Annotated in this window: 28 protein-coding genes, 1 tRNA gene, 2 pseudogenes and 1 riboswitch; of the genes and pseudogenes, 21 read left to right on the forward strand and 10 right to left on the reverse strand. The window is 40.0% G+C overall.

The window, feature by feature from the left end; genetic code table 11:
* Positions 1-113: 113 nt before the first annotated feature.
* Positions 114-515, reverse strand: a complete 402-nt coding sequence (locus HNR31_RS08440) for a hypothetical protein (protein ID WP_181555810.1) — start codon at positions 513-515, stop codon at positions 114-116.
* 375 nt (positions 516-890) lie between these two features.
* On the opposite strand from HNR31_RS08440, the gene HNR31_RS08445 reads away from it, so the two are divergent.
* Positions 891-1,241: a DUF1360 domain-containing protein gene (locus tag HNR31_RS08445; RefSeq protein ID WP_181555811.1), complete on the forward strand. Its 351-nt coding sequence runs from the start codon at positions 891-893 to the stop codon at positions 1,239-1,241.
* Between the two features lie 60 nt (positions 1,242-1,301).
* Here the strand turns inward: HNR31_RS08445 and HNR31_RS08450 are convergent, their stop codons facing one another.
* Together HNR31_RS08450 and HNR31_RS08455 are read right to left on the reverse strand one after the other, a co-directional pair.
* On the reverse strand, positions 1,302-2,105 hold the full coding sequence (locus tag HNR31_RS08450; RefSeq protein ID WP_181555812.1) for a hypothetical protein: 804 nt from the start codon (positions 2,103-2,105) through the stop codon (positions 1,302-1,304).
* Positions 2,106-2,220: 115 nt separating this feature from the next.
* A complete protein-coding gene (locus HNR31_RS08455; RefSeq protein ID WP_181555813.1) occupies positions 2,221-2,937 on the reverse strand; it encodes a BMQ_0737 family morphogenetic spore coat protein in 717 nt (238 codons plus the stop codon).
* A gap of 219 nt (positions 2,938-3,156) precedes the next feature.
* Between HNR31_RS08455 and HNR31_RS08460 the strand changes: the two genes are divergently transcribed.
* The 11 genes from HNR31_RS08460 (at position 3,157) to HNR31_RS08510 (ending at position 8,614) form a co-directional block, all read left to right on the forward strand.
* Positions 3,157-3,666 (forward strand): hypothetical protein, encoded by a 510-nt coding sequence (locus HNR31_RS08460; protein ID WP_228485607.1) that lies wholly within the window; start codon positions 3,157-3,159, stop codon positions 3,664-3,666.
* 310 nt (positions 3,667-3,976) lie between these two features.
* On the forward strand, positions 3,977-4,204 hold the full coding sequence (locus HNR31_RS08465) for a hypothetical protein (protein ID WP_181555814.1): 228 nt from the start codon (positions 3,977-3,979) through the stop codon (positions 4,202-4,204).
* A 42-nt stretch (positions 4,205-4,246) separates the two neighbouring features.
* The gene (locus HNR31_RS08470; protein ID WP_181555815.1) at positions 4,247-4,453 is read left to right on the forward strand and encodes a phage holin family protein; all 207 of its coding nucleotides are present in this window, start codon (positions 4,247-4,249) and stop codon (positions 4,451-4,453) included.
* Positions 4,454-4,589: 136 nt separating this feature from the next.
* On the forward strand, positions 4,590-4,796 hold the full coding sequence (locus tag HNR31_RS08475) for a DUF1657 domain-containing protein (RefSeq protein WP_181555816.1): 207 nt from the start codon (positions 4,590-4,592) through the stop codon (positions 4,794-4,796).
* 207 nt (positions 4,797-5,003) lie between these two features.
* The gene (locus HNR31_RS08480) at positions 5,004-5,474 is read left to right on the forward strand and encodes a YhcN/YlaJ family sporulation lipoprotein (protein ID WP_181555817.1); all 471 of its coding nucleotides are present in this window, start codon (positions 5,004-5,006) and stop codon (positions 5,472-5,474) included.
* A 12-nt stretch (positions 5,475-5,486) separates the two neighbouring features.
* A complete protein-coding gene (spoVAC, locus tag HNR31_RS08485) occupies positions 5,487-5,969 on the forward strand; it encodes a stage V sporulation protein AC (protein ID WP_181555818.1) in 483 nt (160 codons plus the stop codon).
* Positions 5,966-6,973, forward strand: a complete 1,008-nt coding sequence (spoVAD, locus tag HNR31_RS08490) for a stage V sporulation protein AD (RefSeq protein WP_181555819.1) — start codon at positions 5,966-5,968, stop codon at positions 6,971-6,973. Before spoVAC ends, spoVAD begins: the two co-directional genes overlap by 4 nt.
* Positions 6,974-6,978: 5 nt before the next feature.
* Complete coding sequence (gene spoVAE / locus HNR31_RS08495; protein ID WP_181555820.1) at positions 6,979-7,335, forward strand: stage V sporulation protein AE; 357 nt, start codon at positions 6,979-6,981, stop codon at positions 7,333-7,335.
* Between the two features lie 15 nt (positions 7,336-7,350).
* Positions 7,351-7,557: a DUF1657 domain-containing protein gene (locus HNR31_RS08500; RefSeq protein WP_181555821.1), complete on the forward strand. Its 207-nt coding sequence runs from the start codon at positions 7,351-7,353 to the stop codon at positions 7,555-7,557.
* Positions 7,558-7,569: 12 nt separating this feature from the next.
* Positions 7,570-8,430, forward strand: a complete 861-nt coding sequence (locus tag HNR31_RS08505; RefSeq protein WP_181555822.1) for a DUF421 domain-containing protein — start codon at positions 7,570-7,572, stop codon at positions 8,428-8,430.
* Between the two features lie 13 nt (positions 8,431-8,443).
* Positions 8,444-8,614, forward strand: a complete 171-nt coding sequence (locus tag HNR31_RS08510) for a hypothetical protein (RefSeq protein ID WP_181555823.1) — start codon at positions 8,444-8,446, stop codon at positions 8,612-8,614.
* Between the two features lie 318 nt (positions 8,615-8,932).
* Here the strand turns inward: HNR31_RS08510 and HNR31_RS08515 are convergent, their stop codons facing one another.
* Positions 8,933-9,253, reverse strand: a complete 321-nt coding sequence (locus tag HNR31_RS08515) for a thioredoxin family protein (RefSeq protein WP_181555824.1) — start codon at positions 9,251-9,253, stop codon at positions 8,933-8,935.
* A gap of 131 nt (positions 9,254-9,384) precedes the next feature.
* Here HNR31_RS08515 and HNR31_RS08520 point away from each other — a divergent pair, with 131 nt between their 5' ends.
* The 4 genes and pseudogenes from HNR31_RS08520 (at position 9,385) to HNR31_RS08535 (ending at position 10,588) form a co-directional block, all read left to right on the forward strand.
* Entirely contained in the window at positions 9,385-9,621 is a 237-nt protein-coding gene (locus HNR31_RS08520; protein WP_181555825.1) for a hypothetical protein, read from the forward strand.
* 130 nt (positions 9,622-9,751) lie between these two features.
* Positions 9,752-9,838, forward strand: a pseudogene (locus tag HNR31_RS19090) (YjcZ family sporulation protein); the annotation flags it as partial.
* 116 nt (positions 9,839-9,954) lie between these two features.
* A complete protein-coding gene (locus HNR31_RS08530) occupies positions 9,955-10,209 on the forward strand; it encodes a stage VI sporulation protein F (protein WP_181555827.1) in 255 nt (84 codons plus the stop codon).
* A 148-nt stretch (positions 10,210-10,357) separates the two neighbouring features.
* A complete protein-coding gene (locus HNR31_RS08535; protein WP_181555828.1) occupies positions 10,358-10,588 on the forward strand; it encodes a hypothetical protein in 231 nt (76 codons plus the stop codon).
* A gap of 759 nt (positions 10,589-11,347) precedes the next feature.
* Here HNR31_RS08535 and HNR31_RS08540 read toward each other — a convergent pair.
* The 3 genes from HNR31_RS08540 to HNR31_RS08550 all read right to left on the reverse strand — a co-directional run bounded on the left by HNR31_RS08540 (position 11,348) and on the right by HNR31_RS08550 (position 13,106).
* Entirely contained in the window at positions 11,348-11,779 is a 432-nt protein-coding gene (locus HNR31_RS08540; RefSeq protein WP_181555829.1) for a GNAT family N-acetyltransferase, read from the reverse strand.
* Position 11,780: 1 nt separating this feature from the next.
* Positions 11,781-12,299 carry a YjcG family protein gene (locus HNR31_RS08545; RefSeq protein WP_181555830.1) on the reverse strand — a complete coding sequence of 173 codons (519 nt, stop codon included), beginning with the start codon at positions 12,297-12,299 and terminating at the stop codon, positions 11,781-11,783.
* A 78-nt stretch (positions 12,300-12,377) separates the two neighbouring features.
* Positions 12,378-13,106 (reverse strand): alpha/beta hydrolase, encoded by a 729-nt coding sequence (locus HNR31_RS08550; protein ID WP_181555831.1) that lies wholly within the window; start codon positions 13,104-13,106, stop codon positions 12,378-12,380.
* Between the two features lie 194 nt (positions 13,107-13,300).
* On the opposite strand from HNR31_RS08550, the pseudogene HNR31_RS08555 reads away from it, so the two are divergent.
* From HNR31_RS08555 to metC, 4 genes and pseudogenes are all read left to right on the forward strand, one after another.
* Positions 13,301-14,075 (forward strand): annotated as a pseudogene (locus tag HNR31_RS08555) (3-hydroxybutyrate dehydrogenase).
* Between the two features lie 154 nt (positions 14,076-14,229).
* Positions 14,230-14,451: a hypothetical protein gene (locus HNR31_RS08560; RefSeq protein ID WP_181555832.1), complete on the forward strand. Its 222-nt coding sequence runs from the start codon at positions 14,230-14,232 to the stop codon at positions 14,449-14,451.
* A 183-nt stretch (positions 14,452-14,634) separates the two neighbouring features.
* Positions 14,635-14,747: riboswitch (SAM riboswitch) on the forward strand.
* A gap of 77 nt (positions 14,748-14,824) precedes the next feature.
* Positions 14,825-15,928: a methionine biosynthesis PLP-dependent protein gene (locus HNR31_RS08565; RefSeq protein WP_181555833.1), complete on the forward strand. Its 1,104-nt coding sequence runs from the start codon at positions 14,825-14,827 to the stop codon at positions 15,926-15,928.
* 4 nt (positions 15,929-15,932) lie between these two features.
* Complete coding sequence (gene metC / locus HNR31_RS08570) at positions 15,933-17,111, forward strand: cystathionine beta-lyase (RefSeq protein ID WP_181555834.1); 1,179 nt, start codon at positions 15,933-15,935, stop codon at positions 17,109-17,111.
* Positions 17,112-17,145: 34 nt separating this feature from the next.
* Here the strand turns inward: metC and HNR31_RS08575 are convergent, their stop codons facing one another.
* Together HNR31_RS08575 and HNR31_RS08580 are read right to left on the reverse strand one after the other, a co-directional pair.
* Positions 17,146-17,688, reverse strand: a complete 543-nt coding sequence (locus HNR31_RS08575) for an HD domain-containing protein (RefSeq protein ID WP_181555835.1) — start codon at positions 17,686-17,688, stop codon at positions 17,146-17,148.
* 543 nt (positions 17,689-18,231) lie between these two features.
* Entirely contained in the window at positions 18,232-18,402 is a 171-nt protein-coding gene (locus HNR31_RS08580; protein WP_181555836.1) for a hypothetical protein, read from the reverse strand.
* A 144-nt stretch (positions 18,403-18,546) separates the two neighbouring features.
* On the opposite strand from HNR31_RS08580, the gene HNR31_RS08585 reads away from it, so the two are divergent.
* A tRNA-Val gene (locus tag HNR31_RS08585) sits at positions 18,547-18,619 on the forward strand.
* Positions 18,620-18,742: 123 nt separating this feature from the next.
* Here the strand turns inward: HNR31_RS08585 and HNR31_RS19095 are convergent.
* Positions 18,743-19,909 (reverse strand): site-specific integrase, encoded by a 1,167-nt coding sequence (locus tag HNR31_RS19095; RefSeq protein ID WP_309505652.1) that lies wholly within the window; start codon positions 19,907-19,909, stop codon positions 18,743-18,745.
* Between the last annotated feature and the right edge of the window lie 86 nt (positions 19,910-19,995).

The raw sequence follows: 19,995 nt of genomic DNA on the forward strand, positions 1-19,995 counted from the left end.
ATAGAAAAGCCAGGTTAAGTACGACCTGGTTTTTTGTTGTTTTGGACCATTACTGTAATCATAAAGAAAGCCAACCGCTATTTCTAAATTAGCGGTTGCCATGGTTTCGAACGTTATTCATCTTCATCGTCTAATTTTTCAGCGGAATCACCCGAGACTGGTAGATCGATAGAAATAATATCCTTGAGTTCTAAAATGGTTAAGCGATTGCCGCGTTTGTAAAAACGGTCAGTCAATAATGAGACTTTATTTGTTCTGCGATCGAATGCTAAAAACAAAGCGTTATAGTAAGTCTGATCTGTAGCATGAACGTTTATTTCTGTTCCGGGTTCTAAACTATTAAGTATTTCGCTTATCCCGTTATTTTGATCTGCGGTATGAACGTTTATTTCTATCTCAGGTTCTAAACTGTTAAGTCCTTCATTTATCTCGTTATTTTTTGGAGGGGAATCATCATTATGATTACGATTACGACTTTTCTTTAACAGTCTATTACTAAAGAACACCTTGTACATGTTTTCACTCCCTTATGTTCAAATGGATAAAATATCTACTGTATCATATGATTGGCTGGGAGAACTGTTTGGACAAAGGCCTAGAGGAGGAGTTATTTTTCTGTTCCTGAGAATTTAAAAATATAAATAAATGTATCCCAGCAGATAGATATGAAGGTAATCGGGTGTTACTTGACATGGAGACTTTGCAGTCATGACTGTACACAAAAGAGCAAGATTTATCGTTTGGCAGGCAAGTTAATTGATCATACCTCCTGCTTTGAGTTACCCAACTGTACATTTTTCGTTTGTTATAAAATACAACATCTTTAATCATTAACGACTATTTACTTCATAAATTAATAGTGATCTGAAAATGTAAGGAGAGATGTTTGGATGTTAAATCCATTTGAATTTTTTCTTCTTTTTTTGGCAAGCTTTCGTTTAACGCGACTCATTATGTACGATACAATCACTGCATTTATTAGGAAGCCATTTCATGACATCATAGAGGAGGAGTTGCCGGATGGAACTACCCGGACGTTTCTTATTGTGAAAGGAAGTGGCATCAAATATTGGATTGGTGAGCTGTTAGGTTGTTACTGGTGTACCGGAATATGGTGTTCTGCATTTGTGTATATAGGTTATACGATATGGCCGTATGGATTTAAGCCGTTAGTATGTATTTTTGCGATAGCTGGATGCTCTGCATTAGTAGAAGCAATCGTCGAAAAAATATTGTCATAAGAAGAAAAGAGCATAAGAACATCTCCCAGCTCTAAACAGTATGCAGGTGGGAGAGGTTCATTAGTTAATCGTTATGCTGTTTGACGAAGGAACTCCGTTCGGGATTTCTTGGCAGTATACAAACCCATCGATAACTACGGAGTGTGCTCCTTTTATTTTTTTTACTCTTATATCAAAATTGGAAAATCGTAATTCTTCATTTGGCATTAATTTCTCCGGGTGTGTCGGTTTTATCCAGTATTCTCCCTCATTTCTTATTTTGTCTCTCCAGTTTTCGTATGCGAAAGTCCATTCAGGAGAAGTTTGGTTAGAAACGAAGTCATTTTCCTTTGACTTAAGCGGTTTTATTGTAATCTTTCCGCTCAACTCTCCTGCCTTTTTAGGAGTAATACGTATGCATGTGATTATGTTTTGTAGAGGTTCGGTTCCTAGGTTGCTAATAATGAAGTCGCCGATAATGACAATATCTTCTGCATCATTGGCCTGGGGAAGAATAAGAGAATAATTGAAAATGGCTTGCATTTTTACGATAGATGGCACGGATTTTTTTTCTTCTTGTTTGTTACTATACAGAATTTTTTTCAGGTTGTTTATTTGATTATTCGCTTCTTCAAGAGCAACTTCATAGGATAAGAGCTGATTTTCTAACTGAGCGATTTTTTTTTCATATTGTTCAATATTTATTGATTCAGCGAGGTGAAGCTTTTCTTGTAAGTATTTGTTTCGCAGCTTCTCTTTTTGAAGTTTTGTTTCTAATGATTTTAATTTATTTTCATAACTGGAAATCTCTGAGCGATAGTGAATGATTTTTTGTTGCAATTGTATTTGTTGATCGATGTTAGCTGTCGTAGGGTGCTGTTTCATTTTTTTGCCCTCCTTTACAGCTATATATATGTACTAAGAAAAAAATCATTAATATGAATTCATCAAACAAAAAAGGCTGTTGAGTGGAGCAACAGCCTAACTCGTAAAGTTAAACTTAATGGGCTGGAAATACTTCAGGGCATTGAGGTGGGAATTTATTGGTTGGGCAAAGTGTAGCTTCCAAGATTTCCTCACGTGGATCACAGAAACGAGCTTCTACTTCGATTTTTACATCGGCTTCCATTTGCACTTCTAAGCATAAAGTAACGGAAACATCTAATTGTGAGAAGTTATGTGTACATACTAAGCTTGCATCACATTCGAAGAACGAAATGTGGCAATCAAGTATTGTGCCTTCAGGAGCACATAGGATAAATGTTTGGGCTGTTGCAAATGGGATTGGATCAGATTCGCATACGACTTGGCCGTTTGCATTAAGAATTTGTACAACGACATGACCTTTCACTAGTGCTTTTACTTTTTGTAATGTAACTCTCTCGCCGGATGGGAGAGTAACTGTTACAGGTTGACGGCCATTTGGTTGGATGATTTCTTGACAAATGAGAGCATCGTTGTCAACTACTGGATCGATTCGATTTCCGTCTTCATCTGATAAGAAGCATCTTATAGTGAAGTCTTCTGGATTTATCCCGTGCGAAGTGAAGAACTCACAAATGTTTTTTCCGTCTCGGTGGTACTTATGTTCAGGGAATATTTCTTCTAAATCTTGGTTAGAGAAGCTCTTTAAAGGCACATCGACTTGACGAGTAACCCAGTCGTACACTTTACGAGTCTTGATACATACTTTTTCTTTATGATGAGAGTGATCCATAACTCTTTCCTCCTGTTAAAAATTTTTTCCCGCTGAAATCAATATCAATAATTATTCCTGCGGGAGTTAGGACTACTGTATAGTATGAAATTGTTAGGTAAGTGTGCTGTGATAAAAGCGGAAATTTAATTTTTTTGTTTGTTGATGGTATAAAAGGGAAAGTTATTGAATTTGTATGTATTAGGAACCAATGATTTTTTAAGCAGGGGGAGATAGCAGTTGAAATCAAAGCAAGCGGAAGATGTGATACTGTTAAAGCAGAAGGTTATTCATCTACAGTCTGAGTTAACGAGATATAAATCTAAATTACACGAATATGAACAGAACGATATCTACCGAAAGTATGCGGCTTTAAAATCAGAAAATGAGAGCCTTAAAGACGAGTTGGAGCAAGTAGAAACAAAAATAAAAGAATTAGCGAAAAAGTTGGAGGAAATCACTGCAGAGAATGTGGTTCTTAAAGAACTTGCATTACAAAGCGAACAAAGGTATGAAGAATTAACGCAAGCAAAGCAGGAAAAGGAAGAATTACAGCGACAATTGACAGAGCTAAAAAAGTATGTAGAAACAGAACAAAACGAGGAGGGAAAACCGGATTCTTGGTTTATTCATACGTTGCGACAACAGAATGCGATTATAGCCCCTTCCTCCAACAAAAGCCAAGTGAATGTAAATCACCAGTTGGACTCAAGTCCTTTTACTTTTGGAGGAAATGAAGAAGAAAAATAATAAAAATTGAATTTGACTTATGCCAATGACTACATTGCATCATAATATGTTAACAACTCGATGATTGGAGGTCATATTTTATGAAGGAAAAAAAAGCGATTAAAGCAGTAAGGGTATATTCTTCTTCAGCTCCTGTTAAAAAAACCGGTGGATGTAGATGCGGAAAGTCTAGAAAGAGAAAGTAAGAGTCATTATTAGGATTATCGAAAAAAGATAATCCTTTTTTTATGGAAAATGCCTATACCATTATCAAGGCGTTTGCATAGTCTAACAATGCGAAATCCCAATAGGCAGCAAGGAGGAAACGGAAATGTCAGGAAAGAAAAAAGCTCGTGTCATTCATGTCGATAAGCTGATTGTTCACGCTGATGATGTGGTGATTGTTCCCAGAAGACGAATCCATGATCCGTGGCTATCTTCACGTCGCACGGATGTAGAAGGGCTTGATGATTTACAAAATGAAGCAGTAGAAAATGAAACTGTCCATTCTGAAGAGAATGAAGGAGACGAAGGTAGAAGACGCTTTTCATGGATTTGATTAAAACCCATACTGAATCACTGGTCAAAGAGAGAGAATGCAATGGAAAGGTTTAAAAATTATGGCCTCTGGCTAGCAATCGCCTCTTTTGCCGTCATAGCGTTACAAACCTTTGGTGTAGACATTGATTTAGGAAAATATGAACGATTGTATGAAGCATTTTTAAGTATTCTCGTCATAGCTGGAATTATTAACAATCCATCCCTTGGCCGCGGTTATTCAGATAAAATAAGCAATCAAGAAGAATAAACGAATGTCTCAGGCTGTCCATTCTACAGGGCAGTCATTTTCTTTTTTTCAAAAAATGACAATTATATTTTTCGTAAAAAAATCCATTCTAACAACTGTAAATGATACTCAACATCTTCAGGAGGGCAAAAAAAACATGACAGTCATTTCTCAAGTCAAACAAACATTAGCAGGATTAAAATCAGCTCAGGCAAGTTTTGAAACATTTGCGCTACAAACGGACAATCAAGCTGCGAAACAACTTTACCAACAAGCAGCGCAACAAGCCCAAGCGATTGTGGATTTAGTGAATTCTCGCGTGCAAGAAATTCAAAACGAAGAGCCACAATATAACCAACAATAAAGAAAAGCGAAGGCGGTTTGCCTAGACAAGATTGAGCAAATGCCCGTGTTATCTGCGGAGAGGCTTGATATTTTCAAGGAGCTGCGGTGTCCTCTGATCGTTTTTAAGCCGAGTACACAAACGTCATGTAGTTTTAGACAGGAAAAAGGTTGGTTACGTACCAACCTTTTTTCAAACAAAATACATACACGGATGGGTTGATGAAACATGAGAAAATACGTAACGATGTTGATGGTTGTCACATTACTGATTGTTGGATGTGCGAGAGAAAAAGAAATAAAGCAGCAGTCATTACAAGGAACAAATATGATTAAAACCAATAGGGATGGAACAGCCTATTCATACAAGGTGAATCAATCGATAGCGAAACAAGCTGTTCAGCATATAAAAGCAAGAAAAGAAGTAAGAGATGCCGTAGCGGTCAACACTTCAAAAAAACTATTAGTCGCTTATCAAGTGAAACATATGCATCGCTTCCGTATGAAACAAATCAAAAAAGATATCGAACAGCAATTAAAACAGTTATTTCCAAATCACAAGATTATTGTGTCGAGTGATTTAAAAATATTTTGGAAAACAAATGAGTTACGCGACAAAATCAATAAGGATGGAATGAACGAAAAGCAAATCAACAAACAAATAAAAAAACTGAAAAAACTAAGTGAAGAGCTCACATGAGGGGGGACAAATATGGCGAACGAGAAGCGCAAAAAACTTACTCCTGTACAGCAAGAATATCATTTATTTGAAAAGGAACGAGAAACAAAGCGACCGGTTGTGAAAAACTGTATCCGTGCTTTTTTTGTCGGTGGGCTTATTTGCGTGATTGGTCAAGCAATTTCGTACTTTTATATGTACTTTTTTGATTTTACAGAACAGACAGTAGGTAATCCGACGGTGGCTACAATGGTGTTTCTTGCGATGATTTTCACGGGATTAGGCGTATATGACCGCATCGCCCAGTTTGCCGGAGCGGGTAGCTCTGTTCCGGTCACTGGATTCGGGAATGCAGTGATCTCCGCAGCGATTGAACATCGAACAGAAGGATTTGTATTAGGTGTTGGAGGCAACATGTTTAAACTTGCTGGTTCAGTTATTTTATTTGGGACATTTGCCGCCTTTGTCGTTGCTTTAATCAAAACGATTGCGGTGAAATGGGGTGGACTTGGATGATGAAAGGACATCGTACGTGGGTTTTTGAAAATAAACCTGTTATTATTGCGACGGCAACTGTCGGCGGACCATTTGAAGCGAACGGACGAATTGCCGATGATTTTGATTTATTGCACGAAGATCTTTGGCTTGGTGAAGACTCCTACGAAAAAGCGCACAAAGTGCTATTGGAAGAAGCGATGTTTAAAGCGATGGAAAAAGGCGGGATTGAAAAAGAAAAAGTACAGTTTATTATTACCGGTGACTTAATTAATCAAATGACCCCGTCTAGCTTTGCCGCAAGAACGATTGGTGCTCCATATTTAGGGGTATTTGGAGCATGTTCGACCTCAATGGAAGGACTAGCGTTAAGCGCATTTATTGTGAATTACGGTGGGGCAGAATATATACTAACCGGTGCATCAAGCCATAACACCGCGGTTGAAAAACAATTTCGCTATCCAACCGAATATGGTGGGCAAAAGCCGCCGACGGCACAATGGACGGTGACAGGGGCAGGAGTGGCGCTCGTCAGTCCTCAAGGAGAAGGCCCACGCATTGTCTCTGCAACGATGGGCCGCGTTGTCGATATGGGAATCAGCGATCCGTTTAACATGGGAGGAGCGATGGCACCAGCTGCTGTCGATACGATTGAAGCCCATTTGCGCGACATGCAAATCGATGCCTCTTACTATGACGTAATCGTTACTGGGGATTTGGGGAAAATTGGAAGAGAAGTCTCCCTTGATTTAATGAGACAGCACGGTATAGACCTAAAAGAGGAACGGTATCAGGATTGCGGATTGCTTATTTATCGGGAAGGACAGCCGGTTTTATCAGGGGCAAGCGGCGCTGGCTGTTCAGCTACCGTTGTGTACGGTCATTTGCTTAATCGCATGAAACAAGGAGAATTCAAACGAATGCTTGTCGTGGCAACGGGGGCTCTGCTTTCGCCGCTTACTTTTCAACAAAATGAAACGATTCCTTGTATCGCTCATGCAGTAGCGATTGAATATGGGGGGTGAAAAAGATGATGGCGATGTTTTTTTGGGCATTTGTTATAGGTGGAATCATTTGTGTCATCGGACAAATTATGATTGACGTTTTCAAATTAACACCAGCTCATACACTAAGTACACTTGTTGTTATCGGTGCAATTTTAGACGGATTTGGTTTGTATGAGCCGTTAATCGATTTTGCCGGGGCAGGGGCGACGATTCCGATTACGAGTTTTGGCAACTCGCTTGTCCATGGTGCTCTTCATGAAGCCGATAAACACGGCATTATCGGGGTATTGACAGGAATGTTCGAAGTCACAAGCGCCGGCATTTCTGCGGCCATTGTGTTCGGCTTTATTGGCGCTTTATTGTTCCGACCAAAAGGGTAAGGAGATGATGATAACATGACAGTTGGTTCCCAAGTGAAACAAAGCTTAGCAAGCTTAAAGAGTATTCACGCTGGTTTACAAGGGCTTGCTCTCATTTCGCAAGACGAACAAGCGCAGCGAACATTTCATGAGGCGATGATGTTGACAGAAGAAATCATCGCCGATATAAAAAAACGGCTTAGCAAGTTAGAATGGGAGGAGCCCCAATATCACGGAAAGTAAGGAGTATGATCGATGCCTATATGGTTAGAAACAGCGATACGATCCTTTTCGATATTAATTGGATTATTTATTATTACAAAAATATTAGGAAAAAAGCAATTATCGAAGCTTTCCTTTTTTGAGTATATTGTCGGTATTACAGTCGGTGATATTGCTGGAACGATGTCAGTAGACCTTGGTATTAATCTGCAAGAAGGCATTACAAGTATTTTAATCTGGTCGCTATTCCCCGTTTTTATTTCACGTCTTTCTTTACGAAATAAAAAATTCCGCGATTTTATCGAAGGAAACTCGACCGTTTTTATTAAAAACGGCAAGATTTTAGAAGAAAATTTAAAACGGGAAAAATACACAATTGATGAATTGTTGGAACAACTTCGGAAGAAGGATATATTTCGCGTTGCTGATGTTGAATTTGCGACACTTGAGCCAAACGGAGAGCTAAACGTATTACTCAAGCGCGAAAAGCAGCCGTTAACTGTTGGGGACGTATTTCCAAATCCCCCTTCGGAAAAAGAACCGCAGACGGTCATTATGGATGGATTAATTTTAGACGAACCGCTCGCGACGATGGGGCTAAACCGCGGTTGGCTAAAGCAAGAGCTGGATAAGCAAGGTGTAGCGATCGAAAACGTGTTTTTAGCCCAAGTCGATTCATATGGGCAGCTAACGGTCGATTTGTATGACGATAAAATCCAAGTATCAGAGCCGCAAGAAAAGAAATTGCTGCTAGCAGCGATCAAAAAAGTACAAGCCGATTTCGAGTTATTTGCGCTTCAGACCGAATCAGAAGAAGCAAAACAGTTATATACGAACAACGCTGAAAAGTTAACAACATTGCTGCGACAAGTCGAACCATTGTTAAGAAATTAAGGAGGTATAAAAAATGGAACGGAAAACAACACGAACAACTGATGAAGAAATTACACTCGGGCTGAGAAAGAATAATGCTCCAAATCAAACGAATACCACTGATGAAGAAGTGACACTTGAATTTATGTATAGTGGCGATAATGTCACACATCAACCAAAAGACTATGAAGACATCGAGTATTAAAAAGAAAAGACCGTTTCTCGATAGATCATCGAGAAGCGGTTCTTTGTTTTTTACTTATATCCTTGTTTCTTTTTTAAAGAGCTGTTAGTTCGGCCCACAACGTGTCTACTGATTAAATCAATTTCTCAGCTGATATGCGCCGAGTCATCACAGGAGCAATATTGGAAAATAGCCTTGCTCTAGCTCCCTTGTATCAAATAACCTTCTCTTTTGAAGTGACAAGCATGTTGGGCGGAAGAACATTTGCCCATCGCAGGAGCCAAGATGGTGGCATTTTGCCAATTACTCACAGGACGAGGTAATTTTTGGACGACATTTTTAGCTGTTTAACGATTGCAAAAACTCTCGGACTTCTTCTGGAGTTTTTGCGTTAGCGCTATGAAGATGGGCAACTTTTTCTCCATTTTTAAACACAAGCAAGCTCGGAATTCCCATGACTTGGTATTTTTCCGCGAGTTCAGGAACATGGTCGCGGTTCATTTGGAACCAATCATATTGAGAGTATTCATTGACAATGTCATCAATGAACATATTCATTCGTGTACAGTCAGGGCACCATGTTGTATAAAATTTGACGATGACTGGCTGTTCGCCCGAAATCACTTCTTGAAATTGCTCTGCAGTTTGTAATTCTTTCAATGGATGTTCCTCCTTATTGATGTTGTATACGTTTATACTTTATCATACTTTCTCGTTAAAAAAGAATTGATATGCCTTTGCACATCGTCCGTCCGCTTGCATACATAAATGATAGAAAGGACGGTGAGACGATGAGCCGCGAGCTGGAAAAAGCGTTAGAAACATTGGCAAAGTCAAAGCAAGAAGGGCACCATCAATTCATTCAACTATTTGAACAATGGAACAAGAAATTTGATGGGCAGATAAAGGAAATCGAGAAAATAAACGGGCAATTTTTAAAAGAAATTGAAGGGAATTTGGATTATATGAATCGTTGGTTTGCGAAAAAGGAGAAACAATTCGCGCAACTGTTTCGGTTATTTGGGTAGGAAGTTCAACGTGAGCCCATACCGTTTGCTAAGTAGATGCATACGATGAAACTAACAACGTGTAAGGAGGTGCATAGCGATGTTCGGATCTTGCGGTTACGGCTACGGTGGTTATGGCTATGGAGGTTATGGCTATGGAGGTTACGGCTCTAGCTTTGTATTAATTGTTGTTTTGTTTATTTTGTTAATTATTGTGGGTGCTGCGTTCGTAGGCTAATGTGTTTAACGGGTACGGGCTGTTTTCAAAAACGAGCAGCTCGTACTTTTTCTTTTCATTTATTCACTTCTGGTTTTTGTTTTCATACGATGTAGCATGAAAGGGAGGATGGAACAATGGATAATCAATTTTTGAAAAATATTGAAAAGAAAACGGGCGTCAATATGAAAGAGGTATTCGAGTTAGCCAACTCATTACAACATGCCAACTTTAAAGACGAGAAAACCGTTCGTCAAGTCATTAAGCGTGTCGCGCAAATTGCCAATCGAAAAGTGCCAAAAGAGTTGGAAGACCAAATTGTGAAAACGATTATTCAAAATGGAAAACAGCTTGATTTTAGTACAATTGCCAACATGCTAAACAAGAAGTAAAGAAAGGGGAGCCTCGAGACCGAAGCTCCCTTTGTTGCCTTTCACTGACAAAATGCGATTATGCTTTTTGCAACGAAAACATAAGGTAGGAAAAAAGGATTCATAAGTGAGAATAGCGAATCAATGAACAAAGGGGGGAGGAGAATAGATGTTAACCGTTTCTGGCGCTTATGATTCGTTTTTTTATTATGTGCATCGTCCAATACTTGAACGTTCGCCTTTACTTTCGGTTTTCCCTATAACAGCAGTCAATGTTGCTTCCAATCGTTATGATACAGCTCGACTAAATGAATATGTGCCTCAACGAAAGAAAACAGCAGCACAAAAAATACTCGTTGACATAACAGGAAAAGGTCAATGGATCAATGAATGCATATAGAAATGGACGGATAGACATGGAATCAATACACTGTTCTTATTTTGAAGGAGCTGTCAATATCGTCAAGAGAAAGGGATTTTGATTGACGCCGGTCTTGATCAAGGGACAATGAAAATAAGGCAATAAAACGCTTAAAGGAAGAGAGCGCCGCTCATCCATTTTTTCACTACTCATATTACTATGGGAGTATCTTATTTGCAGCAGCAACAAGAGGCACGTAGTAGAGTCAGCTTTAGAAGAAGCGATATTACAAAACCCGATTCTCGAACCGCTGTATTATTTTAAGGAAATGGACCGTTACAATAAAGTTTCTAGAGAGTGAAGGGATTCAAGCCGATGACATGGCTAAGGAAGGAACGCGGGAGCTTGACGGATTGGTCGTAGCTGTTACCCATCAAGGTGTTTTATATGCTTTTTTAGAGTGGAGGCGTTACAAAAAACATAAAATTCCGTAGTCGATGCGGATCAATGCTACATACGCTGTATTGGCCGCTTATGTTGTAAACAATACGGGACCTGTCCAATAAAATATCGCTGGCAGGAAAACGTGTTGCGATGCAAGAATCAGCCATGAATGGTTTATTCGCGAAAGGTGTATGCATTGGGAGAGGGAGCTCAATAACATTCTTCTTGATTGCTATATACGTACCGTCATACAGCGTATTTTTTCACTTATAAAAGACGGGAAAGCCGTACTGTCGATTCAGCTCCATTCTTTATGTTGAGCGGCAATAAGGACCGTATCGGCATGACACGGTCCTAAAGCTGTTTTACCATGGCTACGTGCGGGATTCCTGCATCCATGAACACCTCGGAAACGGTTTCGTAACCTAGTTTTTGGTAGAATGGTTCGGCATGGGTCTGGGCATTCAATTTTATTTTTGAAATGCCATTTTCTTTGGCAAACTGTTCAATGCTTTCCATAATGAGTCGCCCAGCTCCACGATTGCGATAATCTGGTAATATGCAAATGCGTTCAATTTTTCCCATGTGATTATCAAGCATGCGAAACCTTCCAGCACCGACTGGGTTGTCCCCGTCGTAAAGAACAAAGTGGGTCGCTTCTTGTTCAAATTCGTCGATTTCTTCTTCTTCCGGAACATGCTGTTCCTCGACGAATACTGTTTTTCTCACAGTAAGAGCATCGTTATAAAGAGAAGAATCCTGTTTTTCACCCATTGCGACGTTCATGTTATTCCTGTTCCTTTCCCACGCGGAATGTTTCGTACACGGTCCAAGAGCCATTTTCTAGCTGATACAGCAAATGGAATCGGTCGACAGTTTCTTCGAAATGAACGGTTTGCATTTTTAATTGCCCGTACACATCTGCATATTCCGCGTTAGAAAGGTCCCGACCAATTGTAATATGCGGTACAAATACATACTCTGGTTTGTCAGTAAAAATGCCGCTATAAAGCTGCTTATGAAGGCGTTCTAGTGTTTCATTTGGCTCGATTTTTAAATAAATGACATTGTTCACTGGATAAAATGAGCTGAACTTCGTAATTTTTAATGGAATTAAATCCGTTTCGGCTGCAATCTTACGCAGTTCTTTCACGATTGTTTTCACTTCTTGATCGTCAGCATCAAAAGGGCTTTTGAGCGTTACATGCGGCGGAATCAAGGCATAATGACTATCATAGCGTTTCCTGTATGAGTTGGCAAAATCTTGTATGTTCTTTGGCGGAAAAAGAGCAATTCCATATTTCACATTAATCCCTCCTTTTGTATTAGCGGTATTATTTAATTATAACAAAATTTCGAAAAATATTGTAGTGTAACGTTTACATTACATAGAAAGTGTGTATTCAAGCGCACGCGGAACATCAGGCTGCCAATATGTCCAAGAATGGTCGCCATGGAATTCTGTGTATTGGTAAGAAAATCCTTTTTCTACAAATATATCATGGGCTTGCCGATTTGGCGAGATAAAGTCACGAATATTTCCATCCGTTGTTTTCACTGCTGTCTCTTCTGTGCCGATCGAATGATAAATTTTCAATAGATGTGGATCAGGGAAATGCTTTATTTTTTCGATCATCGCTTCATTGATGTATGGTGACTGCATGGTAACTTTTCCGAATGTGTGTGGATACGTGAGCCCGGCCAGTAAGGAAACGGTACCGCCAAGGGAATCCCCTATGAGCGCGCGTCCCATTCCCATTTGATAAGTTGGAAATTGTTGGTCTAGATATGGGACAAGCTCGTTGGCTAAAAATTTTAAATAAGCGACATGTTTTTTTCCGTTTGGATGATATTTTTCATAGCGATCATTGACATTTTTATATGGAATGCCTACGATAATCGTGCGGTCAATTTTCTTGTCTTCTAATAGTTCTTCAATGACCCGCCCGATTTTGCCGAGCATAAAATAGTCCTTCCCATCTTGAGCAACGAGAATGGAATATTTGTAAAGCGGAGAAAACGTGCTAGGCAAATAAATCAGCAATGTCACATCTTCTTGTAGTTCACGGCTATAAAGGGTTTGTTCGAACAAGGTTCCTCTTTGTGTTGTCATGACGAAATCCTCCATCAGAAAGTAAGCGTTCACATGTTTTATTGTAGCATATTTATGTTGAAACATGTCACCGATGTGCGTGATTACATTGACTTTATTTTTGGAGAATTTGTTGCGAAATGAAGGTTTTTTTCAACAGGTATGTCAAAACCCGTTTATAGTAGAACATTCATGATAAGAAGGGAGATATGGATGTGGTCAACAGTCGAGTGGCGGTCATCACAGGAGCCGCGAGGGGAATCGGATGGGAATTGGCGAAAAAATTTGCTGAACATGGTGCGAAAGTTGCTTTAATAGATTTACATCAAACTGCGGTAAATGAAGCGGTAGAACTGTTACGATGTGAAGGAACGGAAGCGTTGGGGGTGGCGTGTGATGTAACATCAGAGGCTCAATTAAAAGCGGCGATTGATCAAACTGTGCAACAATTTGAACGCATCGATATTTTCATCAATAACGCTGGATTACAATATGTTTCCATGATTGAAGAGTTTCCAACAGAAAAATTTGAACAGCTAATTCGCGTGATGCTCATCGCTCCATTCATGGCTATCAAGCATGTATTTCCTATTATGAAAAAGCAAAAGTACGGGCGGATTATTAATATGGCTTCCATTAATGGACTTGTCGGTTTCGCAGGTAAGGCAGCGTATAATAGTGCCAAGCATGGGGTAATCGGTTTAACAAAGGTGGCTGCATTGGAGGCAGCTCCTTATGGGATTACTGTTAACGCATTATGCCCAGGATATGTGGACACCCCCTTGTTCGTAATCAACTAACAGATTTAGCAGTAACGCGCAATGTGCCTTTAGAAAAGGTATTAGAGGAAGTAATTTATCCGCTTGTTCCACAAAAACGGCTATTAAGTGTGGAAGAGGTGGCGGATTACGCTCTTTTTTAGCGAGTGAAAGGGCAAAAGGCATTACTGGGCAAGCTGCGGTGATTGATGGGGGATATACAGCACAGTAATCTATCGCCTCTTTTCGTCATAGAGAAGTTCAAAGTAAAAGAAATTTATACTAGAAGCAGTTGTTGCCTGGGTCCTACTTCACACTGGGGTGTTTGTTATGAAAATGATTTTATAAGTAAGATAGATTAGCTTTCAAAACTTGGGGAAACTGTTATGGAACGTGTTTCAACGATTAAGAAAGGGGACAAAGTTGTTCCTTCTTTTCTGGGAGACGCCATGGAAGATCTTTCTCCATATGGTGCGGCTGTATTAGGGGAAAAACTCTTTTTTATGGCAGGGATACACTCGAATTTTAACAATATGGATAATCCGATTTTGACAAGTACTTCAAACCTTGTTGATCTCGTAAAAGAGAATGAAGCGCAATTTTTTTGATAATTTATATAAATCAGCAAGTAAACGAATCGTATATCGGAAAAGAAAACTCACTGTTTGGAGCTTTCTACGCAGAATCATTCAGTATATAACGATGAATAAAAATTTTAAAAATTACTTGAAAAATTTGTGAGAATGAGTTACATTGTAAGAAAATCTGAAAAATGAATAACAGAAAACGGATTCTTATCAAGAGAAGCGGAGGGAACTGGCCCAGTGAAGCTTCAGCAACCAGCCAATGTTTTATTGGCCAGGTGCTAAATCCAGCGAATTGGTTTCAATTCGGCAGATAAGAAGAAGCACTTCGTGGAGTATGCAAAAAGTCTTCTTCTTAGAAGGCTTTTTTTATTTTACCGGAAAAGGGGAGAGAAGCATGGAGAAACTGGAAACATTACTGGCGCAGATCGGAAACAGAAGTGAGAACGTGACAGGAACGGTGAATCCTCCTGTTTATTTTTCCACCGCGTACCGTCATGAAGGTATCGGACAGTCAACAGGCTTCGATTATATTCGGACCGGCAATCCAACCCGGAAAATTGTCGAAGAAGCGATCGCAAAGCTGGAAGGCGGAGATCGCGGCTATGCGTTCAGTTCCGGGATGGCAGCGATTCAAACGATTTTAGCACTATTTGAAAGCGGGGATGAGTTTTTAGTTTCTGCTGATCTTTATGGCGGTACATATCGACTTTTCGAAAGAGGATGGCGAAAATACGGATTAGGTTTTCATTATGTAGATTTTCGCGACATACAATTAGTGGAGAATTTGATTACGGAAAAAACAAAAGCGATTTTTCTGGAAACCCCGACCAATCCATTAATGCAAGAAACAGACATTACAGAAGTAGCGCAATTAGCGAAGCGACACGGACTGCTTCTCATCGTTGACAACACGTTTTACACCCCGGTTATTCAACAACCGATTAAGCAAGGAGCTGATATTGTCATCCATAGTGCTACGAAATATTTAGGCGGCCATAACGATGTATTAGCTGGATTAGTTGTTGCAAAGGGGGAGGATCTTTGTCAACAGTTAGCGGAATATCATAATGCCATCGGTGCCGTTCTCTCGCCGTTTGATTCTTGGCTCTTGATTCGCGGCATGAAAACGCTGGCGCTGCGAATGAGACAACACGAGGAAAACGCACGAAAAATTAGCGAATTTTTAGCCGCCTGTGAAGATATTACGGATGTCTTGTATCCGGGACGGGGAGGAATGCTGTCGTTTCGCCTGCGCGATGAAGCGTGGGTTAATCGCTTTTTACAGAACTTACAAGTGATTACGTTTGCCGAAAGTTTAGGGGGTGTCGAGAGTTTTATTACATACCCAGCGACGCAGACACATGCCGATATTCCAGAAGAAATTCGCATTGCCAACGGCGTCTGTAACCGCTTATTGCGATTTTCCGTTGGCATCGAACATGTTGAAGATTTAATTGCCGACTTGTCGCAAGCCTTGGAAAAAATGAAAGAGGTGTAGCGAAGTGAAAAAAGAGTTCTCTTTTCAAACAAATTTGCTTCATAACAAATGGAAAGTAGATGAGCAAACCGGGGCGGTGAGCGTCCCGATTCAACACGCGTCGACATTTCATCAGGCCGATTTTGATACATTCGGCAAATACGATTACAGCCGTTCTGGCAATCCGACAAGGGAAGCGTTGGAAGAGACGATCGCAGAGCTCGAAGGAGGAGTGCGAGGTTTTGCCTTTTCTTCTGGAATGGCGGCGATTTCTACAGCGTTTTTATTATTGTCAAAAGGGGATCACGTCCTTGTGACAGAAGATGTTTACGGAGGCACGTACCGCATTATTACCGATGTACTAAGCCGGTTTGGAATCGAATATACATTTGTTGATATGACCGATTTGCATGAAGTCGCTTCCCATATTCGTCCAAACACGAAAGTAATTTATGTGGAAACACCGTCGAATCCGCTTTTAAAAATTACCGACATTCGCGGCATTGTTAAGCTTGCCAAAGCGAACGGCTGTTTAACATTTTTAGATAATACGTTTATGACTCCGGCGTTGCAGCGTCCGCTGGATCTAGGGGTTGATGTCGTTCTTCACAGCGCGACGAAGTTTTTATCTGGGCATAGCGATGTGGTGGCCGGGCTTGCCGTTGTCAAAGATGAGGGACTTGCTAATCAACTGTATAGATTGCAAAATGCCTTTGGTGCAGTGCTAGGAGTGCAAGACGCGTGGCTTGTGTTGCGTGGATTGAAGACGCTTCATGTCCGCTTGCAGCAATCTACACAATCAGCGTTGCAAATCGCTCGTTATTTAGCAGCGCATCCGAAAGTAGAAGAAGTGTATTATCCAGGGCTTTCTCACCATCCCGGTCACTCGATTCAACGCTATCAATCATCCGGATTTGGTGCAGTGTTATCATTCCGGCTAGCAGATGAAGAGGCGGTACGTACATTTGTGAAGCATGTGAAAATTCCAGTGTTTGCCGTTAGTTTAGGGGCAGTAGAATCGATTTTGTCGTATCCAGCGAAAATGTCGCACGCAGCGATGCCGAAAGAGGAGAGGGAACGAAGAGGAATTACGGATGGGCTATTGCGCTTAAGTGTTGGTCTAGAAGCGGCGGATGATTTAATTGCCGACTTTGACGAGGCGCTCTCCTATGTCAAGGCAAAGTCAACAGCAATTACTCGATAAATACAGAAGGCTAGGTCTTTATTTTTACCTAGCCTTATATAATTTCATCAAGCCGTTCTTGTTCTTGTTGAAGTTGTTTGTTGACGAGTTCATCCAATTGTTTCACTTTTTTCAAAGCGAGCGCATCATCAATTTTTCGGTAGTGATGCTTGCCGTCTGGCTCCTCATCTGCTTCGTCGGCAAGTTTGATAATTGTTTGCAATGGTTTTCGTTTTAATTCGCCTTCTGGCAGATAGGAGTCGGTATGCAAAAGAATGGCGAGTGCAATTTCTTTTGCGTTTTGTGGGTGTTCGCCTAGGCGGATCAGCAGCTTGTGCGCTCGTTCTGCGCCTTTAATTGCGTGAATGTCATTTTGTTTGTATTGTTCATAATCCCATTTCCCATCGGAATACCATTCGTAATGGCCAATGTCATGCAGAAGCGCTGCCTTTGTTGCTAAATCGACATTAACGTTATGCTTGATGGCTAATCGATACGCATGATAAGCCGTAGCAATCGCATGAGCAACACCAGAGCGTTTTAAATATTTTTGCGCAATCGGATGGATAAACACGTCTGTTAGCGTGACGTATCGCATGCTGACCCCTCCGTTTTATGTGTTTCCTTTCATCATAACATATCAAACGGAATAAGGACAATAGAAAAACATCATCGATAACGTTTACTGAACAAAAAAATCCGCAACACGTTAGAAGTGGTACGGCTGTGTATGTATCGAGACCTTCATTCATCGCTTTATGTTTACTCGTTGATGATTTGTTTTAACTTCTTCTTTCGTATGTAAGCCGTGAAGCATACGATTTTTGATGATGGATTTCGGAACGGCGGTAACTTGAACTTCTTCGTAAGCGTGCTTTTAATGCTTGTTGATGGATTTCTTTAAAGCTCGCATTTTGACTACAGCTCGAAATTTTTCGGAGATTTCGCTTAACACGGTAATATTGCTTATATTTTTTTCTTGTCAATATGCTGAAAAAACAGAGCGAGCGTATTCAAGCGTTTTTCCTTGTTCGTAGGTGTATTGATATCCTGCATGCGGCGGAACTGGATCAGTCTCTGGAATCTACATGTTTACGCCAAATTGCGTCGAAAGCGGTTTGACCGATTGATGTTGTGTTTGCTAGATGCATTCGTTGTTTAGTGACATCGGCTCCGTCGAATATGAGCGAAGTTCAAACGGCATCCATTCGATTTCAATATCTTTTCCGTTCACTGCTTCCATCAGCGGATTTTTCCAATAAAACAAAAACGGACAAACGAAGTCAGAATATATGCGGATTTTTAAGCTCATCATAGTACTCTCTTTCTAGTAGATTGCATGTTCGTTGTAACAGATCAAAATAACCTAAGCGATCATCACGATTTTTTAAAAAAAATATTTGACAATGTATGCGGACATGAATATAATTGAAAATGTGATTGATAAAACCTGCTTGATTCCGTAGCTCAGCTGGGAGAGCGCCACCTTGACAGGGTGGAGGTCGCTGGTTCGAGCCCAGTCGGAATCATCATTAAAAGTCCTTGATACAGCGCGGTTCTTGAGAAAATCATGAACCGCGCTTTTTCTTTAAAAATCTGTTTTTGCCGACTTTTTGCCGGCAAAACGGAAAAATTAAATGTTTTTTGATGGTTCATATTGATTTTTTTGCTGATCTTTTTAGTACACTTTCCAATTTTTCTGTTGCCAGTTTGTCAGCCTGTTTTAGAGAATGTCCATATATATTCATTGTCGTTTTGATATCGGAATGTCCTAAACGTTCAGAGATGATTTTTGCGTGCACACCTTCATTGATCAGCAACGTTGCCGACGTGTGCCGAAGAGCATGAATATTAATATATTTAAGCTTATGACGTTTTATAAATCGTTCCCACCAATTTTTGAGAGAGTTTGGATTAAACGGTTTCCCTGTTTCATCACAGAGAATAAAATTGTATTTTCCGTCCATCCAAAGTTTTTCCGCAGCTAAGCGCTCTTTTTTTCTTTGCAGTTCCAACTTTTTGACTTCGGTTGCCAAGGAAAGGGGGATATGGATATCTCTTTGTCTGGCCGTTCGATTCCCTTTTCTGATTTCGTGGATTTCATATCCATTGGTTTTTGTGTAAGTGAGAGCTTGGCGGACGCGGACTAAGCCATTCTCATAATCAAAGTGTTTAAATTCCAGACCACAGAGTTCTGATCGTCGCATCCCAGTTATGATCGCGAGTTTAATGATGATCTGCCAGTGTGGTACTTGTGTTTCAGATTCCAAACATTCCAAAAGATGAGCTACCTCCTCATCCGTATATACCTCTGTTTCTTTGTACTCTACCTTTGGCTTTTTAACCATTTTCACAGGATTTTCTTTAATGATTTGAATTTCTTGTGCAAAGTTAAAAATGTTATTTAATATTCGGTAATGATAGTAAATTCGAGAACTGGACAATTTTCCTCCTTTGCCGTCCATTCTCATACCGTTTTCCTCAAGGTTATCCAAAAAATCTATGATATGTTTTGGTTTTATCTGGTCCATTCTTAAATATTGGAAAGCAGGTAATATTCGATTTCTAACACATTCCATGTAATTTTCAAAAGTTGTCGGGGCCAAACGTTTTTTAGCGCATTTCGGGATCCATTCGTTTTGTACAAAATCAACAAAATTGATTTTCTCCGGTTCAAAGTATCCATCTCCGGTTACCTCAGCAACAAATTTAGCAAGTTCTAGCTCTGCTTGTCTCGCTCCTTTTGCAGTTATTGTTTTGTATTTTCGATTTCTTTTCTTTTTTCCGGTTTTAGGATCAACGTAGGATCCTATATAAATTCAGTTTGAAATTCCGACATGTTTAACCAATGCCTATTCTTGTCTATACTGCTCCTAAACAGATGAATCAAAGGAGCGGATGAATG

This window comes from Thermaerobacillus caldiproteolyticus (genome assembly GCF_013761245.1).
Taxonomy (GTDB): Bacteria; Bacillota; Bacilli; order Bacillales; family Anoxybacillaceae; genus Thermaerobacillus; species Thermaerobacillus caldiproteolyticus.

Coding starts and splice junctions, on each gene's coding strand:
- HNR31_RS08440 (WP_181555810.1), bottom strand. CDS start 515: ATGTACAAGGTGTTCTTTAGTAATAGACTGTTAAAGAAAAGTCGTAAT.
- HNR31_RS08445 (WP_181555811.1), top strand. CDS start 891: ATGTTAAATCCATTTGAATTTTTTCTTCTTTTTTTGGCAAGCTTTCGT.
- HNR31_RS08450 (WP_181555812.1), bottom strand. CDS start 2,105: ATGAAACAGCACCCTACGACAGCTAACATCGATCAACAAATACAATTG.
- HNR31_RS08455 (WP_181555813.1), bottom strand. CDS start 2,937: ATGGATCACTCTCATCATAAAGAAAAAGTATGTATCAAGACTCGTAAA.
- HNR31_RS08465 (WP_181555814.1), top strand. CDS start 3,977: ATGTCAGGAAAGAAAAAAGCTCGTGTCATTCATGTCGATAAGCTGATT.
- HNR31_RS08470 (WP_181555815.1), top strand. CDS start 4,247: ATGGAAAGGTTTAAAAATTATGGCCTCTGGCTAGCAATCGCCTCTTTT.
- HNR31_RS08475 (WP_181555816.1), top strand. CDS start 4,590: ATGACAGTCATTTCTCAAGTCAAACAAACATTAGCAGGATTAAAATCA.
- HNR31_RS08480 (WP_181555817.1), top strand. CDS start 5,004: ATGAGAAAATACGTAACGATGTTGATGGTTGTCACATTACTGATTGTT.
- spoVAC (WP_181555818.1), top strand. CDS start 5,487: ATGGCGAACGAGAAGCGCAAAAAACTTACTCCTGTACAGCAAGAATAT.
- spoVAD (WP_181555819.1), top strand. CDS start 5,966: ATGATGAAAGGACATCGTACGTGGGTTTTTGAAAATAAACCTGTTATT.
- spoVAE (WP_181555820.1), top strand. CDS start 6,979: ATGATGGCGATGTTTTTTTGGGCATTTGTTATAGGTGGAATCATTTGT.
- HNR31_RS08500 (WP_181555821.1), top strand. CDS start 7,351: ATGACAGTTGGTTCCCAAGTGAAACAAAGCTTAGCAAGCTTAAAGAGT.
- HNR31_RS08505 (WP_181555822.1), top strand. CDS start 7,570: ATGCCTATATGGTTAGAAACAGCGATACGATCCTTTTCGATATTAATT.
- HNR31_RS08510 (WP_181555823.1), top strand. CDS start 8,444: ATGGAACGGAAAACAACACGAACAACTGATGAAGAAATTACACTCGGG.
- HNR31_RS08520 (WP_181555825.1), top strand. CDS start 9,385: ATGAGCCGCGAGCTGGAAAAAGCGTTAGAAACATTGGCAAAGTCAAAG.
- HNR31_RS08530 (WP_181555827.1), top strand. CDS start 9,955: ATGGATAATCAATTTTTGAAAAATATTGAAAAGAAAACGGGCGTCAAT.
- HNR31_RS08535 (WP_181555828.1), top strand. CDS start 10,358: ATGTTAACCGTTTCTGGCGCTTATGATTCGTTTTTTTATTATGTGCAT.
- HNR31_RS08540 (WP_181555829.1), bottom strand. CDS start 11,779: ATGAACGTCGCAATGGGTGAAAAACAGGATTCTTCTCTTTATAACGAT.
- HNR31_RS08550 (WP_181555831.1), bottom strand. CDS start 13,106: ATGACAACACAAAGAGGAACCTTGTTCGAACAAACCCTTTATAGCCGT.
- HNR31_RS08560 (WP_181555832.1), top strand. CDS start 14,230: ATGGAACGTGTTTCAACGATTAAGAAAGGGGACAAAGTTGTTCCTTCT.
- HNR31_RS08565 (WP_181555833.1), top strand. CDS start 14,825: ATGGAGAAACTGGAAACATTACTGGCGCAGATCGGAAACAGAAGTGAG.
- HNR31_RS08575 (WP_181555835.1), bottom strand. CDS start 17,688: ATGCGATACGTCACGCTAACAGACGTGTTTATCCATCCGATTGCGCAA.
- HNR31_RS08580 (WP_181555836.1), bottom strand. CDS start 18,402: ATGAGCTTAAAAATCCGCATATATTCTGACTTCGTTTGTCCGTTTTTG.